The organism is Mesorhizobium sp. M0751, assembly GCF_040320265.1.
In the GTDB taxonomy this organism is placed as follows: domain Bacteria; phylum Pseudomonadota; class Alphaproteobacteria; order Rhizobiales; family Rhizobiaceae; genus Mesorhizobium.
On record NZ_JAMYPH010000001.1, the window covers coordinates 408,390 to 424,786 of the forward strand.

Annotated in this window: 14 protein-coding genes; 4 read left to right on the forward strand and 10 right to left on the reverse strand. The window is 63.9% G+C overall.

Annotated features, from left to right (window positions below; genetic code table 11):
* Positions 1-39: 39 nt before the first annotated feature.
* The 4 genes from NKI19_RS01880 to leuA all read right to left on the reverse strand — a co-directional run bounded on the left by NKI19_RS01880 (position 40) and on the right by leuA (position 5,433).
* The gene (locus NKI19_RS01880; protein ID WP_352488937.1) at positions 40-657 is read right to left on the reverse strand and encodes a hypothetical protein; all 618 of its coding nucleotides are present in this window, start codon (positions 655-657) and stop codon (positions 40-42) included.
* A gap of 132 nt (positions 658-789) precedes the next feature.
* Positions 790-1,593 carry an alpha/beta fold hydrolase gene (locus tag NKI19_RS01885; protein ID WP_352488938.1) on the reverse strand — a complete coding sequence of 268 codons (804 nt, stop codon included), beginning with the start codon at positions 1,591-1,593 and terminating at the stop codon, positions 790-792.
* A gap of 229 nt (positions 1,594-1,822) precedes the next feature.
* On the reverse strand, positions 1,823-3,613 hold the full coding sequence (locus NKI19_RS01890; protein ID WP_352488940.1) for a tetratricopeptide repeat protein: 1,791 nt from the start codon (positions 3,611-3,613) through the stop codon (positions 1,823-1,825).
* Positions 3,614-3,756: 143 nt separating this feature from the next.
* On the reverse strand, positions 3,757-5,433 hold the full coding sequence (leuA, locus tag NKI19_RS01895) for a 2-isopropylmalate synthase (protein WP_352489131.1): 1,677 nt from the start codon (positions 5,431-5,433) through the stop codon (positions 3,757-3,759).
* A gap of 838 nt (positions 5,434-6,271) precedes the next feature.
* Here leuA and NKI19_RS01900 point away from each other — a divergent pair.
* The 3 genes from NKI19_RS01900 to NKI19_RS01910 are packed head-to-tail and all read left to right on the forward strand — an operon-like array spanning position 6,272 to position 8,552.
* The gene (locus NKI19_RS01900) at positions 6,272-7,438 is read left to right on the forward strand and encodes an ATP-grasp domain-containing protein (protein ID WP_352488941.1); all 1,167 of its coding nucleotides are present in this window, start codon (positions 6,272-6,274) and stop codon (positions 7,436-7,438) included.
* A gap of 4 nt (positions 7,439-7,442) precedes the next feature.
* Positions 7,443-8,219, forward strand: a complete 777-nt coding sequence (locus NKI19_RS01905; protein ID WP_352488943.1) for an esterase family protein — start codon at positions 7,443-7,445, stop codon at positions 8,217-8,219.
* Positions 8,220-8,237: 18 nt separating this feature from the next.
* Positions 8,238-8,552 (forward strand): nuclear transport factor 2 family protein, encoded by a 315-nt coding sequence (locus NKI19_RS01910; RefSeq protein ID WP_352488944.1) that lies wholly within the window; start codon positions 8,238-8,240, stop codon positions 8,550-8,552.
* Positions 8,553-8,570: 18 nt separating this feature from the next.
* On the opposite strand, the gene NKI19_RS01915 is transcribed toward NKI19_RS01910, so the two are convergent.
* From NKI19_RS01915 to NKI19_RS01930, 4 genes are all read right to left on the reverse strand, one after another.
* Entirely contained in the window at positions 8,571-9,659 is a 1,089-nt protein-coding gene (locus NKI19_RS01915) for an AbrB family transcriptional regulator (RefSeq protein ID WP_352488945.1), read from the reverse strand.
* A gap of 270 nt (positions 9,660-9,929) precedes the next feature.
* Positions 9,930-10,238, reverse strand: coding sequence for a putative quinol monooxygenase (locus tag NKI19_RS01920; protein WP_352450553.1), 309 nt, complete (start codon positions 10,236-10,238; stop codon positions 9,930-9,932).
* A 50-nt stretch (positions 10,239-10,288) separates the two neighbouring features.
* Complete coding sequence (locus NKI19_RS01925) at positions 10,289-11,086, reverse strand: SDR family NAD(P)-dependent oxidoreductase (RefSeq protein WP_352488946.1); 798 nt, start codon at positions 11,084-11,086, stop codon at positions 10,289-10,291.
* A gap of 72 nt (positions 11,087-11,158) precedes the next feature.
* Positions 11,159-11,611: a DsrE family protein gene (locus NKI19_RS01930; protein WP_352488948.1), complete on the reverse strand. Its 453-nt coding sequence runs from the start codon at positions 11,609-11,611 to the stop codon at positions 11,159-11,161.
* 101 nt (positions 11,612-11,712) lie between these two features.
* On the opposite strand from NKI19_RS01930, the gene NKI19_RS01935 reads away from it, so the two are divergent.
* The gene (locus tag NKI19_RS01935) at positions 11,713-12,801 is read left to right on the forward strand and encodes a hypothetical protein (protein WP_352488949.1); all 1,089 of its coding nucleotides are present in this window, start codon (positions 11,713-11,715) and stop codon (positions 12,799-12,801) included.
* A 220-nt stretch (positions 12,802-13,021) separates the two neighbouring features.
* On the opposite strand, the gene NKI19_RS01940 is transcribed toward NKI19_RS01935, so the two are convergent.
* Positions 13,022-13,951: a cation diffusion facilitator family transporter gene (locus NKI19_RS01940; protein WP_352488950.1), complete on the reverse strand. Its 930-nt coding sequence runs from the start codon at positions 13,949-13,951 to the stop codon at positions 13,022-13,024.
* A 217-nt stretch (positions 13,952-14,168) separates the two neighbouring features.
* Positions 14,169-16,358 carry an anthranilate synthase gene (locus NKI19_RS01945; protein ID WP_352565763.1) on the reverse strand — a complete coding sequence of 730 codons (2,190 nt, stop codon included), beginning with the start codon at positions 16,356-16,358 and terminating at the stop codon, positions 14,169-14,171.
* Positions 16,359-16,397: the final 39 nt, after the last annotated feature.

Here is a 16,397-nt window from a genome sequence, read left to right on the forward strand (position 1 = left end):
ATAGAGCGGTTCGGCGTTTCCGTGAAACGATGAACCGCTCTAGAAACTGATTTTCATCGCGACGATGCGGTCCCAGAACAGCACGAGCGAAATCGCCAGGCCGACCAGGGCGCCGGCGGCGATCAGGCCGAGGCCCGAGAAGAACGCCGACCAGCCGTTGGCGCGTGCGGCGATTCGCAGCGGCGGCTCGGCCTCCGCCACCAGGGCGCGTTTCAGGCCGGCGACGGCCTGCTCGATGCCGCCTTCCATCATCCTCTGGCGTTCGACGACGCGCTCGGCGACGTAGCGCGTCACCTGGTCGGCAACGACCTTCATGTCGGTCGACTCGGCGAGGACGACGCGGCCGATGCGCGTATCCTTGAGAAAGCGGTAGGTGCGGCGGTCGCGCCCCATGGCGACATGGCTGACGGCGTCGATCCACAGCCGTGGCTGCAGGCCGGACGAGACGGCGAAGTCGAAACTGTCCATGTCGGTGGGCACGTCGGCGAAGACCGGCGCGAGTTCGGCGGCAAGCAGATCGAGCCGCATGCGATGCGCTTCGCGCATGTCGACCACGACGTCGTCGCGGTCGGCGAAGGCGTTCTTGACGTCGCGAATGGCATCGGACAGTTTTCGCGACTGATCGATCTGGGTGATGTTCTCGCCTGCGTCCTTCATCGGCGTTGCCTCGCGGGTTTGGTTAACACCGAATTAACACAGCCGCCGGCGAAATGCACTTGCGAGATCGATGGGCCGGCAAAGCTTCGCCGGAGGAGCACCAGCGCCCCGTCGTGCCCGCGCGAGGACCGATCAGCTCGCCGCAGCGGCGAATTCCGGGCGAAACCGCCTGCCGCGGCGCCGCATATTGCGGCGAACGGCCTCGACGACCAGGCCGGGCGCTTCCTCGACCAGCATATGGCCGGCTTCCAGCACGTGGTGCAGGTGAAAACGCTTCGGCAGGCCGTCCGCCTGGCTGACGGGCAGCATCGCGTCGTCGGTTCCCCAAACCACCATGATTGGCATATTCAGCGTTTCAAGCCGCTCGTTCGGGATGACGCCTTGCCGATCATCCCGGGTCATTGCGGCTGCGTGCTCGACAAGTGTGCGCAACTGGCCGGGACGCCGGCGCATCTCCTTGAGGAGCTCGACTCTATGCTGCGGCGGCCGGCTTTGCGGTCCCGACATGGCGGCTAGACAGGCGCGAATTTCGTCGGTGCCGGCAGCCGCGGCGTAGCGGCGCAGCAGCGGGCCATTGATCTCAGGACCAAGACCGCCCGGTGCCAGCAGCGTCAGCGAGGCCAATCTTTCCGGCTCGCTCAATGCCATCAGGGCGGCCACGGCGCCGCCCATCGAATGGCCGACGAGATGGGCCCGCTTTATTCCGCGAGCGGAAAGATCGGCAAGGACGGCGCTCGCTGCGATCCTGGCCGGACCGCCGCCCGGAAAATCGAGCGATAGCCCATGCCCCGGCAGATCATAGGCCAACGTCCGCGCGCCGAGCGCCAGGGACGCGGCCACGTCGCGCCAGTCGTCGTGGCAGCCGCCGAAACCATGCAGGAAGGCAATCGTTGTCGGGCCGGTGCCCCGTTCGGCAGCGTAAAGGGATGGGGTCATGCAAACTTTATGGCTTGGTGCCGGGATCAATCAGGATGCCGGGGGCGGTCTTATGCGAGGATCAGTCTTTGCGGGAGGTCAGACTTGCATGGAGATCGGTGTTATGCGGGATCAGACTTACGTGGGGATCAGATTGGCCGGTTCAAATTGTGTCTGAATTGCGCTTTGGCCGTGCGGATGGCCAGTAAAATTTTTGCGATCACCTGACGTCGTCACGCGCCGGGAGACATCAGCTGGCGCCGCCAAGGCCGGTGGCGCGCAGGGCTTCCACCAGCCGGTTGGTCAGATCGGCGGGATATCTTCGCTCGACGAAGGTTGCGCGCGGATCGGCTGCGAATTTCGGGAATTTGGTGGTCAGTTCCTGCAGCAGCCTGCTCGCCAGCTTCTCGCGGCCGGCAGCCTTGGCGCCGATCAGCCGCGCTGCCAGATAATGCGATTTCATTTCCGTCGTTCGCAAGCCGTCGCTGGCAAGCGTCGCCTTGTTCATGTCGCCCATCATGAATTCTCCGGCGAACAGCCCGTAATCCCACCATGTCGGATGGGCGCTGGCGATATCCACGGCGTGAGCAAGGATCGGGGTGCCCTCGCTGTACCTGCCGGCGAAAACCAGCCCGTAGCCATAGGCGGCGGCCATTGCGAGATCGTAGGGATTGAGCTCATAGGCCTTGCGCATCCAGCGGATCGATTCCGCGGAATCGCCCATGCGCGAATTGAGATAACCAAGTGCGCGGTGCGCGTAGGGGCTGGTCGGGCCCATCTGGATGGCGCGATGGGCAAACGTCATCGCTTTGTCGATCGTCGCGTCGGCGGGGTAGGGATAGTGGTCGGTGACCGCTTCGAGATGCAAGGACGCGAGTTCCGAATAGACGAGCGACGACTTCGCCTCCCGGTTGGCAAGGTCTTCGAGGCAGCGGTAGGCGGCTTCATGCGTCTGGGCATTCTGGTCGAGATAATATTTGCCGTTGAGCACCAGACACGCCGTCAGCCCGGTCTGGATGCCGCTCTGCTCGATGTAGTTGTAGATCGTGCCCGAGGCGGGAAGAGCCGAGCTCAAGATGCCGGAGATCTGGTCCTCGATGGCGGTGTTCGCGCTGTCGCCGGCGGTCAGGTTGCGTGACAGCAGCACGCGGCCCGTCGCCACGCTTTGCAGCTCGAGCATGATGTCGCCGGTACGCGGCCCGGGCAGGACATCGAATACGAAGCTGGCGGCGTCGGTAATTGGATCGGGCGGGCTGTCGGCATCACGGCCGATGAAATTGATGGTATCGAAGCCGCTAAGGCCGGCGCGCAGCGATGCGGCGACACGGCGAGCCACGTCGCTGTCAGCCTTGATGGCGATGTAGACCTGGGGGAGGTTTTCAACTGGCGGCGCTGCTATGCTGCCGGTCGCCACCGCGGTCTCGACCGCCGTGTCGCCGCCGGTCAGCAACACCACGCTACCCTGGCGAAGGATCAGCACACCCAGCATGAGAATGACCAGCGCGATCGCCAGCCAGAAGAACTGCAAATGGCGCTGCAGCGAAGGTGCAGCAGGGGCGACGGCTGGAACGCTCAGCAATGCAGCCGGATGTGCCCGGTTGCCGGCATCCTCCGGCGATCCGGGCGGAGCGGTCGTCGCCATCTCCCCTGTTGCCAGCTCCGGCTTGCTCTCTGCCTCCGCCTCTGCCGGCAAGCGAATGGCGTTGAGTTCGTAGGATGGAACATAGCCGCCGCGCGGGATGGCGATGCGGACCGGTTCGGCAACGCCCTCATTGGCGAAATACTGCTGCAGCAGCTCGCGCAGCCTGCCGGCCTGAACCCGCACCACCGCATCGGTCGACGGATCGAAATCGCCGTCCTTGCCGAAGACATCCATTGCGATGGAGAAGCCCTTGAGCCGGTCGGCTTCGCCTGCCTGCTCGCGCTCGACCAGGTAGCGGAGCAGCTTGCGCGCGCGCTCGGATCGCCCGAACGTTTCGCTGGCAAGCAATCGCTCCAACGTTTCGCGCACTGCGGGGGCGGCAGGCGTGGTATGCTGCAAGTGTCGATCCCTTCGAATTCGGCACAGGTTGAGGTACAATCATATAGCGCTGGCGGCGCCTTACAAGCATGTGCTTATGGTGCGATAGCGTACCCACCGGATAAAAGTCCGGTGGGCTGATGGCGCGAGCCTGGCAGTCCCGGCTAGCCGGCCTTTCGGCCGACGATGCGGTTGGCGGCCGAAACCACGGCTTCGAGCGAGGCGGCGACGATGTTGGTGTTGATGCCGGCGCCGAACAGCTTGCCGCCCGGATGTTCCATCTCGACATAGGAAATAGCCGAGGCGTTCGAGCCGCGCTGCATGGAATGCTCGGAATAATCGAGCACCGACATCGGCACCCCGACATGACGTGACAGCGCATCGACGAAGCCGTCGATCGGGCCGGTGCCGGTGCCTGATATGGTCACCTCCTTGCCTTTGTCGAGGATCACCGCTTCGACCACGCGCCGGCCCTTGACCTCGGAGTCGGGGTAGGTGTGGTGGTCGAGGAACTTCAGCCGCGCGCCGGGCTGGTCGACATAGGTCTCGAGAAAGCGCTCGTAGATGCGCTTGGCCGGCACCTCCTTGCCTTCGGCGTCGGTGATCGCCTGGATGGCCTGGCTGAACTCGATCTGCAGGTTGCGCGGCAGGTTGAGGCCGTAATCCGCGTGCAGCACATAGGCGATGCCGCCCTTGCCGGACTGCGAGTTGATGCGGATGATGGCTTCGTAGCTGCGGCCGACATCGGCCGGGTCGATCGGCAGGTAAGGCACCTCCCAGTGCGGCGTGTTGGCCTTGCGCAGCGCCTTCATGCCCTTGTTGATGGCGTCCTGGTGCGAGCCGGAAAAGGCGGTGTAGACGAGCTCGCCGACATAGGGATGGCGCTCGGGGATCTTCAGCTGGTTGGAGTATTCGTAGACGTCCTTCATCCGGTTGATGTCGGAGCAGTCGAGCCCGGGATCGACGCCTTGCGTGTACATGTTGAGCGCCAGCGTGACGATGTCGACATTGCCGGTGCGTTCGCCATTGCCGAACAGCGTGCCTTCGACGCGGTCGGCGCCCGCCATCAGGCCGAGCTCGGTGGTGGCGATGCCGGTGCCGCGGTCATTGTGCGGATGCAGCGAGATCAACAGGTTCTCGCGATCGTCGAGATTGCGGCACATCCATTCGATGCGGTCGGCATAGATGTTGGGCGTCGACATCTCGACCGTGGAGGGCAGGTTGATGATCAGCTTGTTTTCCGCCGTCGGCCTGACGATCTCGGTGACGGCGTTGCAGATCTCCAGCGCCACTTCGAGCTCGGTGCCGGTAAAGCTTTCCGGCGAATATTCGAAACGGTAGCCGCCGCCGGCCTTGGCCGCCATGTCGGTGATCATCTTGGCCGCATCGGTGGCGATGCGCTTGATGCCGGCGACGTCCTTCTCAAACACGACGCGGCGCTGCAGCTCGCTGGTCGAGTTGTAGAAATGGACGATCGGGTTGGTGGCGCCCCTCAGCGCCTCGAAAGTGCGGGTGATCAGTTCCGGCCGGCACTGCACCAGCACCTGCAGCGAGACGTCGGCGGGCACGTTGCCTTGTTCGATGCACCAGCGGGCGAAATCGAAGTCGGTCTGCGAGGCCGACGGAAAGCCGATCTCGATCTCCTTGAAGCCCATGTCGAGCAGCAGGGCGAACATGCGCGCCTTGCGTTCCTGGCCCATCGGATCGATCAGCGCCTGGTTGCCGTCGCGCAGGTCGACGGAGCACCAGATCGGCGCCTTGTCGATCACTTTCGAAGGCCATGTGCGATCGGCAAGGCCGACGGTTGGATAGGGCTGGTATTTGCGGGCAGCGTCCGGCATGCCCTTTACCGCAGGCTTGCTGATTTCCTCTACACTCAGACGGATATCTTCTCGTGCGTTCATCGTCTTTTCTCCCGGCGGCTCGCGGATCCAGCTTCAGGCGGATTGGTGGCGAGCGGCGCCTTTACCAGAATTTCGTTCGCTTGATGTGACGTGCCAATTTTGTAACTGGCCAAGGAGCGTGCGCGTGAGCGGCGAATTCGACCGCCGGGCGCTCCTTCAGCGAACCCGGCGATCGCCGATAAGGCCGAGAAGCAGCAGGGTGGAGGCAAGCGCGCGAACGGTCTGGCCGGCAATGCCGGTCGGACGGGACGCAAAAGAGGTGGCGCGCGGGCTCATGGCGGATTTCATACAGGAGCCGGCAAAGCGAGGCAAGTGGGAGCCTCGCCGTCGCAGAAGCTGCCGATCCAGCCTCAAGACCTGGATTCCTCGCCCCCGCGAAGCGGGGGAGAGGTGGCCGCAGAGCGGCCGGAGAGGGGGCCTTCGTAGGCCGCAGTCCCCTCTCCGTCTCGGCTTCGCCGAGCCACCTCTCCCCACTTTCGTGGGGCGAGGAACCCAAGCTGGAACGAAGGCGCGGCGCCGAGGTGAAGCGATTTTTCCTGACTATAGCAACTTTGTTCTTGCTTTGTGCCGGCAGCTATGCTACTAATCTCGGTATGGTGCTAATTGGCTCCAACGACCCGCCCGCCGAGGCGGGTTTTTCATTTTTACGGTTTTGGCGTCACCTTTCGCGGACCCAGCCGCTCACTGATCCAGTTGCTCTTCCCCGAGCCCGGCAAATGCGCCAGAGTCGATTGTCGGCGGGGGTGCGATGGCTCGCCGCCGGGAGGGATCGTCCATGAACTTCGTGTTCTTCTCGCCGCATTTTCCGGCCAACGGCGCCGATTTCTGCGACCGGCTGAAGAAGGCCGGCGCCACCGTGCTCGGCATTGGCGACGCGCCGTTCGATGCGCTGGACGGCAAATTGAAGGCAGCCCTTTCGGAATATTACCGCATCGACGACCTGGAGGAGTACGAGCCGGTGTTCCGGGCGATCGGCCATTTCATCCACAAATGGGGTCGCGTCGACCGGTTCGAATCGCTCAACGAGCATTGGCTGGAGCTGGAAGCCAATATCCGCACCGACTTCAACATCTTCGGTACCAAGCTCGACTTCGTGAAGAATTTGAAACGCAAGAGCCGCATGCGGGCGTTCTTCCGCAAGAGCGGCGTCGAAACCATCGCGCAACGCAAATGCTCCGACCGCGCCGGCGCCATGACCTTCATCCGCCGCGTCGGCTATCCCGTGGTGGTGAAGCCGGATTCCGGCTCCGGCGCCTCGAACACCTTCAAAATCTCCAATGCCGGCGAACTCGACAGGTTCTTCAGGGACAAGCCGGAAGGTGTCAGCTTCGTCATGGAGCAATTCATCGAAGGGTTGGTGGTGACCTATGACGGGCTGGTCAACCGCGACGGCGAGGTGGTGCTGGCCGCCAGCCACCGCTACGACCAGAGCGTCATGGAGGTGGTCAACCGAGACCGCCATATGAGCTATGTCTGTTTTCCCGAGATCAGCCCGGCGGTCGAGGAGGCCGGCAGGAAGATCCTCAAGGCGTTCGACGTGCGCGAGCGCTTCTTCCACATCGAGCTGTTCGAAACCAGGGACGACCGGGTCATTGCGCTGGAGGTCAACATGCGGCCGCCTGGCGCATGGATGACCGATGCCATCAATTACACCTTCGATATCGATGTCTATGCCGCCTGGGCCGACATGGTGGTCAAGGACGCCGCCGGCGGCCCTTACAGGGGCAAGTATTTCACCGCCTATGCCAGCCGCAAGCGGCACCTCAACTATGTGCACAGCCATGCCGACGTGCTAGCCGCCCATGGCGACATGATCGTCCATCATCACGCCATCGAGGAGGTTTTCAGCCGCGCCATGGGAAACTACGCCTATCAGCTGCGCTCCACGGACCCGAAGGCGCTGCGCCGGGCGGTCGACTACATCCATGCGGAAAAGGCGTGAGGCGATGGACGTTTCCTATCACAAGGGTTTTGGCCGCAACCTCGGCCGCGACATGGAATACAAGCGCTACGGCCATGCCGGCCGACCCGTGGTTGTGTTCCCGACTTCGCAAGGGCGGTTCTACCAGTTCGAAGATTCCGGCGCCGTCTCGGCTCTCGCCGAGTTCGTCGACACCGGTCGCATCCAGTTGTTCACGCTGGACGGCATCGATGCGGAATCCTTCTTCGACCGCGATGCCGAGCCGGCCCATCGCATCGCCCGGCATGAAGCGTATTTCCGCTATGTGCGCGAGGAGGCGCTGCCGGAACTCCTGTCTGTGGCAGCCGAAGGCAATGGCGGGCGTACGCTGAAGCCGCTGTTTTGCGGCTGCTCGATGGGCGGCTATCATTCGTCGAATTTCGTCTTCCGCTTTCCGGAGCTGGCCAGCGGCGTCATCGCGCTGTCGGGGGTTTACTCGACCCACGATTTCTTCGGCAACGCGCTCGACGGACAGATTTTCTTCAACTCGCCGCTCGACTACCTGCCGGGTATCGTCGATCCGGGGCTGCTTGTCAGGCTGAAGGCGCTGCGGCTGATCTTCTGCTGCGGGCAGGGTGCCTGGGAGGAACGGATGCTGGCCGATACGCAGGCGCTGGAACAGATCCTGCGTGACAAGTCGATTCCGGCCTGGGTCGACTACTGGGGCGGCGATGCGGCCCATGACTGGCCGTGGTGGCACAAGCAACTGGTTTATTTCTTCGCCCGCTGGCTGGACGACGATCTGATGCACCGGCTGGATTAGGCCACATGGAGCAAGGAAATGACCACGCCCGATGCCATCCGCCGCTTTGTCGAAGCCACCAATGCCGGCGATAGCGAAGCCTTCCTGGACAGCTTCACGCCCGATGCCTTCCTGAGCGACTGGGGCCGGTCGTTCAAGGGCCGCGAGCAGATAGCGCGCTGGAACCAGTCGGACAATATCGGCGTGCAGTCCAAACCTAGCATCATTCGTATCGAACCGGAGGGCGATACCTACAAGGTCCGCATCGCAGTCACAGGCAACGGCTTCAACGGCGAGGGCGACATGGTCTTCACGCTGGACGGCGAGCGTATATCGAGCCTGGTGATCAGCTGACGCGCTACCCGGCCGATCTTACTCCCGCAGGCTTTTCGCCACCAGCCGCGCCACGCTTGGGCCGACCAGAAGCACGATCAGGAAGCGTGCCGATTGCAGCGCCATGACGAAGGATATGTCGACATGCTGCGCGGCGGCGGCGATGATGGCGACGCTGTCCATGCCGCCGGGGCTGGTTGCCAGATAGGCGGTCAGCGGATCGATGCCGAGCAGGCGGCTGATCAGGAAGGCGAGGCCGCCGCAAAAGACGATCAGGGCAATGATCGAGCCGACGATCTGCGGCAGCGCGCGGGCCGCGTGGCGCAAAATGGCCCTGGTGAAATTCAGGCCGATGCTCCAACCGATCATTGTATAGCTCAAGGCAAGCAGCCACGGTGGCAACTGCATGGTCACGCCGAGCCCGAGATGGATCACGGTGCCGAAAATGAAGGTGCCGAGGAAGAACGGCGACGGCAGCCTGAAAAGCTTTCCGGCGAGGCCGCCGACCAGCGCCACGCCGAATGTTGCGGCCAAGCCTTGCGGGTCGACCGGTGGGAACCAGACGATGGCCGGCACCTCGATGCCTGAGGTGTCGACCCAAAGCTTGGCCACCAGGGCTGCCGTCATCGACACGCAGATGACGCGCAGATAAAGCATGAAGGCGACGAGGCGCTGGTCGGCGCCGAAGGCACCGGCCATCAGCACCATGGCGGTGGCGGCGCCCGGCGACGAGCCCCAGACCGCGGTGGTGCCGGGCAGGATGCGCCAGCGGCTGATCAGCCAGCCGAGCAGGCTGGATGCCGCGATCGTCGCCATCACGACGCCGAGGAACAGCGGCCATTCCCTGTAAAAGACGGGAAAGATATCGGCCGAGATCGAACTGGCGACCAGGCAGCCGACGACCGCCTGGGCTGAGCCGAACAGAACCCGCGGCACGCGCACCGTGGCGCCGTTGGTGCCGGCAGCGATGGCCGCCAGCATCGGTCCGATCAAGAGCGCGGCGGGCAGGGCGGCGAGTTCCAGCGCGCCGGCAAACAGCACCGAGACCACCACCAGGACCGGCCACTGCCAAGCCTTGTGGATCCGCGCCAGATGCTCGATGGCCGGCGGGTTCGGGGAAGAATCCATAGATCGGCTCTTAGACCGGTCGCTAAAAAATGCGAACCTTTTTTGCGGGGGAAACGGTCGTGGGTGGTAATGGCACAACCATCCGTAGCGATCCTTCGCGCCCCCCTCTGGCCTGCCGGCCATCTCCCCCTCTAGTGGGGAGATTGGCAGCTTCGCCGACAGCGCTCTTCTTTGGAGGTTGGCGAAGGCCGAAGTGACAATCAATCTCCCCACTAGCGGGGGAGATGGCCGGCAGGCCAGAGGGGGGCGCTGTCCCGCCGGCCTCTCCCTCTATCCCGCCTTCACCGCCGGTAACCCGAACCCGCCAACAGGATGCGTTTCCACCTGAAACTCGAAGCCGGCAATGATCGGCCGTGCCTTGGCGATTGCCGCCTGGACCTCGGGCAGCTGCAGCGAAGCCTTGTGGCTTTCGGCGTCGGTCCACACTTCGGTCACCCAGATCGCGTCGGCATCGGCCGGGTCGGTGGCGATGATGTAGTTCAGGCAGCCGGGCATGGCGCCGGTGCTGGCGAGCAGGATATCCATCATTGCGTCACGCTGGCCGCGCATCGCCCGCATCTTGCCGATCAGTCCGTACATTCGCTTTTGCTCCGTTGAGATGACGCAACCAGGAGTATGCAGTTCGTCGCCTACGGCATCAACTGGCCGCCATTGACCTCGATCACCTGGTCGATGATGTAGCCGCTCAGCAGATCGGAGGAGAGGAATAGATAGGCGCCGACGCAGTCCTCGGCGGTGCCGGCGCGGCCCTGCGGGATGGTGGCGATCATGCCTCTCATCTGGTCGTCGGTCGAGTAGCGCTCGTGGAAAGGCGTCGCGATCGTGCCGGGCGCTACCGCGTTGACGCGGATGTTGAAACCGATCAGCTCCTTGGCCATGCCGCGCGTGATGTTGGAGACGAAGGCCTTGGCCGAGCCGTAAAGGCCGGCGCCGCCACCGGCTCCGTTGCGCGCGGCGATCGAGGAGGTGTTGACGATGAAGCCACCCTGCCGCTTCAGCCATGGGATCGCCTTGCGCGAAGCTGTCAGCACGGAACGCGCGTTGAGGTCCATCACCGCGTCGTAATGCGCCTCGGTCTGCTCGGCATAGGGCACGCGGCCGAGCATGCCGCCGGCATTGTTGACGAGGCCGTCGAGCCGGCCGAAATGTTGCGCACTGTCCTCGACGACGCGCTCGACATCGGCGGGAATCGAGAAATCGCCCTGGACTGGGAATACCTCGCCGCCGCCGTTGCGAATGGTCGCGGCCAGGTTTTCGGCAGCCGCGCGGCTTGAATTGTAATGCAGCGCGACGCGGCATTTCTGCGCGGCGTAGGCAAGTGCAAGCGCCGCGCCGATGCCGGTCGAGGCGCCGGTGACCAGGACCGCCTTTCCGGCAAGGTCGGGGATGACCAGAGTGGGGCTGACAAGGGTGGTGGTGGCTGGCACGTCTATTCCTCCGGGGGACTCTGCCTGCTCTTCGTAGGCCCTCGCAGTCCTCGCGTTCAAGTCCGTAAAAGCCTATGGCCTGAGATAGGCGTAGCCCTGGCGTTGCAATTCGGCGAGCTTGACGACGCCACCCCGGTCGGCTGCATGGAAGCCGTCGAGCAGGTCGGCCAGGCCGATATCCATGCCGTGCATGGTGTTGGCGCAGGCGTGCGGGCGGAGCCCATCCTGGACAAGGCCGGCGAACCGCCCGGAAATGGCGGCCGATATGCCCTTCGACTTGAAGGCGGCAAGTGCCGGGCCGTGCACGACAAGCGCGATGTCGACCTTGCCGTCGGTGCCTTCGAAGTGGTTCTTGATGTTGCCGAGCACGAAATTGACCTTGTCGAGGTCGCTGAGGTGATAGGCGACCTTTTGCCTTTCCTCTTCGACGGCCTTGACTTCACTAGCTGCTGCCTTGATGGGGCGCAGCCCGAAAAGCCCGGCAGCCCCGGCAAGACCGACGCGGAAAATATCGCGGCGTCGCATGGCTTCATCTCCCATTTGGCCTGCCCGCGCAAATTGCGTGGCCTCGGCCTCGATCCTAGCATAAATTGAAGCCACGTCTTGTCGGGGCAGGGGGAGCCAGCATGATATCAAGGACCGTGATGGGCGCCGGGAGTGGGGTTGCCTTGCTTGCCGCCGTCGCCGGCACTGCTTTCGCCGACGAGACGCTCAAACTCACCGAGCTCAGCCCCGACGGCAAGGACGCCTGCTTCGGCCGCGTCTACGACGCCGCGCATCTCAAGTCGCATCCGCAGCAGAAGGTGACGCGCATCTTCTTCTATTACGGCCGCGATCCGGTCAGCCGGCCAAACGAGGAGCCAAGCACGGGCATCGATTCCTCCTACAATGGCTTCATGGCGACGACGGTGCGCGGCGCCGAGGCGCCGGAATGGCTCGGCGGCTGGTGCAGTCACGAGTCGGAGGACGGCAAGACCGGCCCGATCCGCTGCGGCATGGACTGCGATCGCACCATGGCTTCGCTGAAGGTCGACGACAAAGGCCGGCTGATGATCTCGGACGTGCAGCCCGACCTCTATCTCGACGCCGGATCGGAAGACGAGCTCGGCAAGGCGGAGTACGAACGGCAGGCGCTGGGCAAGGACGACAACGGCTTCAGGCTCGACCCGATGCCGGCCGCCACCTGCAAGGCGGAGTTCGCGCGCATCGACCCGATCGACCCCGCCCTTGGCCCGCCATTGCGCGAGCGGCTGAAGCCGGACCAGGCCTTCTGCTACGGCCGCGACTACGATGCCGCGCATCTCGGCTCGCATCCCGATCAGCTGACGCAGACGATCCGGGTTTATCGCGGACCGGTCGAGCTGGCGTCTTTCGCCGGGGCTGGCGATCCGGCCAATTGGCCAAGCGGCGCCGATATCGCCGTTTCAGTTACCACGCGGCAGAAATCGGCCAAGGTCACGCAGGTCTACAACTGCCAGGGCGAGGGCGACCAGTGGCGCTGCGCGGCGAGCGCGAAGACGGGTGCAGCCTCCTGCGACATCGCGCAAAAGGAGGTCTTCCTCCGCCGCGGCGCCAACGGCACGATGATGCTGGCCAACCCGAACAGCGGCCTGCCGATCGTCGATCTGTGCTCGAAGGCGGCGGAAGGCGACACCAGCTCCGACGACAAGGTCTACCGGCTGGTGCCGATGCCGCAGGCCGCCTGCGGGCTATAGCAACCGCAATGCTGGAGGGACAGCGCCCCCCTCTGTCCTGCCGGACATCTCCCCCACTTGGGGGGAGATCGGCCGTCACTGCCGCCTTCGCCAATCACCCATCGTCGCAGGAGTGAGCGGCGCGCTGAAGCTGCCAATCTCCCCACTTGTGGGGGAGATGTCCGGCAGGACAGAGGGGGGCGCGAAGGATCACCACTGAGCGATTTTTCTCCGCGCCACCTCACGCGAAGGGCACGGCCGTCGTGCCCTTGGGCAGTTTCGCCTCGTCGTCGGGCTCGACATGGATGATGACGCGGACGGAAGGGATCTCTGCCTGCAGCGCGTCCTCGATGCGGTCGCAGATGACGTGGCTGGCGCCGACCGACATGTCGGCGTCGACGACCAGATGGAACTCGATGAAGGTGGCGCGGCCGGCGATGCGGGTCTTCAGGTCGTGGACCTCGAGCGCGCCCTTGCAATTGGCCGAGATGATATCGCGGATGCGGATATGTTCCTGGGTGTCGACGGCGCGGTCCATCAGCCCGTTCATCGACGAGCCGATGACGTGCCAGCCCTGCCAAAGAATGTTCAGCGCCACGATCACGGCAAGAGCCGGATCGAGAACCTGCCAGCCGGTCAGCACGGCGCCGACCAGGCCGATGAACACACCGACCGAGGTCGCCACGTCGGTCATGATGTGCCTGCCGTCGGCGACGAGAGCCGGCGATTTTTCGCTTCGGCCGGTGCGGATCAGCGTCAAGGCCCAGACGGCGTTGATGACCGTTGCGACGCCATTGACGGCAAGGCCGGTCCATGGCTGTTCGAGCGGCGCGGGGTGTTGCCATGACCACCAGACCTCATTGAGGATCAGCAAGGCGGCAAGCACGATCAGCACGCCTTCGAGGACGGCCGAGAAATACTCGGCCTTGTGGTGGCCGAACGGATGGTCCTGATCGGCCGGCTTGTAACTGACCCGGATCGCCCAATATGCGGCGGCCGAGGCAATGACGTTGACGATCGATTCCAGCGCGTCCGAATAAAGCGCAACCGAGCCGGTGATGTACCAGGCGGCCAGCTTCAGGCCGAGCACGACGAAGGCGACAATGATCGACCAGAAGGCGAGGCTGGCGACCTTCTGCCTGGCGGCGGTTTTGATTTCGGCGGTGGTCATTGAGGAGGCCGCGTTCCTTCGCGCCCCCCTCTGTCCTGCCGGACATCTCCCCCACGAGGGGGGAGATCGGCCATCATGGACGACGTCGCTGGATCTACAATGTTTGAGATTGGCGAAAACCGAAATGAGAGACAATCTCCCCCCAAGTGGGGGAGATGTCCGGCAGGACAGAGGGGGGCGACGTAGAGCGCAAACCTCAACACGAAAACTCCTGGCCCTAAGCGGCCTTTTCCTTGGCCTTGCGCGGCAGGTGCGCGACAATGTTCTCGATGATGCGCATGCCGGCATTGTGGCCGAGCGTCATGATCGATTCCGGGTGGAACTGCACCGCAGCGATCGGCTCCTTGCGGTGCTCGAAGGCCATGATGATGCCGTCTTCGGTCTCGGCGGTGACGACAAAACCATCGGGCAGCCGCACCGGATCGGCGAAGATCGAATGATAGCGGCCGACCGTCACCTCCTTGGGCAGGCCGGAGAAGATGATGCCCGGCTTCGACACGCGGATGCGCGACGGCTTGCCATGCATCGGGATGTGCAATTGCCGCAGCTCGCCGCCATAGGCCTCGGCCAGCGCCTGCAGCCCGAGGCAGACGCCGAAGATCGGCAGGTCGCGTGCGCGGGCTCTCTTGATGGTGGCGGCGCAGTCGAAGTCCTTCGGCGTGCCGGGGCCGGGCGACAGCACGACCAGGTTTGGCTTCAGCCGGTCGAAGATCTCGTCCGGCACCGGTGTGCGCACCGTCGAGACATTGGCGCCGGTCTGGCGGAAATAGTTGGCGAGCGTATGGACGAAACTGTCCTCGTGATCGACCAAGAGGATGTTGACGCCGTCGCCGACACGCGCGGTGCTGCGTTCGGTGCTGGCGGCATTGCCTAATTTGGCGTCGCGGATGGCGGAGAGCATGGCGGAGGCCTTCAGTTCGGTTTCGGCTTCTTCTTCCTCGGGGATGCTGTCGAAGAGCAGCGTGGCGCCGGCGCGCACCTCCGCGATGCCGTCCTTGATGCGGATGGTGCGAAGCGTCAGGCCTGTGTTCATGTCACCGTTGAAATTGACCATGCCGATCGCCCCGCCATACCAGGCGCGCGGGCTCTTCTCGTTCTGCTCGATGAAGCGCATGGCCCATAATTTCGGCGCGCCGGTAACGGTGACCGCCCAGGCATGCGACAGAAAGGCGTCGAAAGCGTCCATGCCTTCGCGCAGCCGTCCCTCGATGTGGTCGACGGTGTGGATCAGGCGCGAATACATTTCGATCTGGCGGCGGCCGATGACGCGCACCGAGCCCGGCTCGCAGACCCTCGACTTGTCATTGCGGTCGACGTCCGAGCACATGGTGAGTTCGGACTCGTCCTTCTTCGAATTGAGCAGCTTCAGGATCTGCTCGCTGTCGGAGATGGCATCGTCGCCACGTTTGATCGTGCCGGAGATCGGGCAGGTCTCGACGCGGCGGCCGTTGACGCGCACGAACATTTCCGGTGAAGCGCCGATCAGATATTCGCCCTCGCCGAGATTGATGAAGAAGGAATAGGGCGAAGGGTTGATGCTCTTCAGCTTGCGGGAAATTTCGGAGGGCTGGGTTTCGCAGCGTTCGTAGAACATCTGCCCCGGCACCACTTCGAACAGGTCGCCGCGCTCGAAGCTCTTCATCGCCTTGCGCACCAGCTTGGCATATTCGCCCGGCTCGTGGTCACCGCGCGGCGGGATGCGGTCTGCGGTCCTGAACGGCTCGACGACTTCGTCGCGCGGCAGGCCTTCGGTCGAGAAGCCATCGCCGGAATAGTCGTAGCGGTCGGTCCAGGCCTTGGTCGAATAATGGTCGACGACGAGGATTTCGTCGGGCAGGAACAGCACGAGATCGCGCTGGCTTGGCTTGCGCTCGAGCTTGTAGTCGACCGGATCGAACTGGAAGGCGAGGTCGTAGCCGAAGGCGCCATAGAGGCCGAGATTGGCGTCCTCCTCGGTCTTGAACAAAGCCGTGATGGCGCGCAGCACGGTGAAGACGGAGGGAACGCGGCTGCGTTCCTCTTCGGTAAAGATACGACCGGGCTTGGCGACCTCGAGGCGGATGAGTTTGTTGGACGTCTCGGCGATCGTTACGTCGTCAAGGCCGGCAAGCACCGTGCCGATCACCGGCAAAAGCACCTCGCCGCGGCGGTTCAGCGCCTCGATGCGCATGGTGCGACCGCGTGCCGAGATCACCACGGGCGGATCGATGATGGCGGTGTCCCAGCGGGTATAGCGGCCGGGATATTCGTAATTCGAGGAAAACACGGCGCCGCGGCGCGAATTCAGGCCATCGACATAGCCGTCGATCGCCCCTTCATATGGCCGGTCTTGGCGCTGGCGGGTAATCGCCACGCCACCCGCGGTGACGAAGCGCTCGGCGCCATTCTCCAGAATTTTCGTCGTCATTGCCGTCTCCATCAGCGTCTTTGGGGCAACGGACCCGGG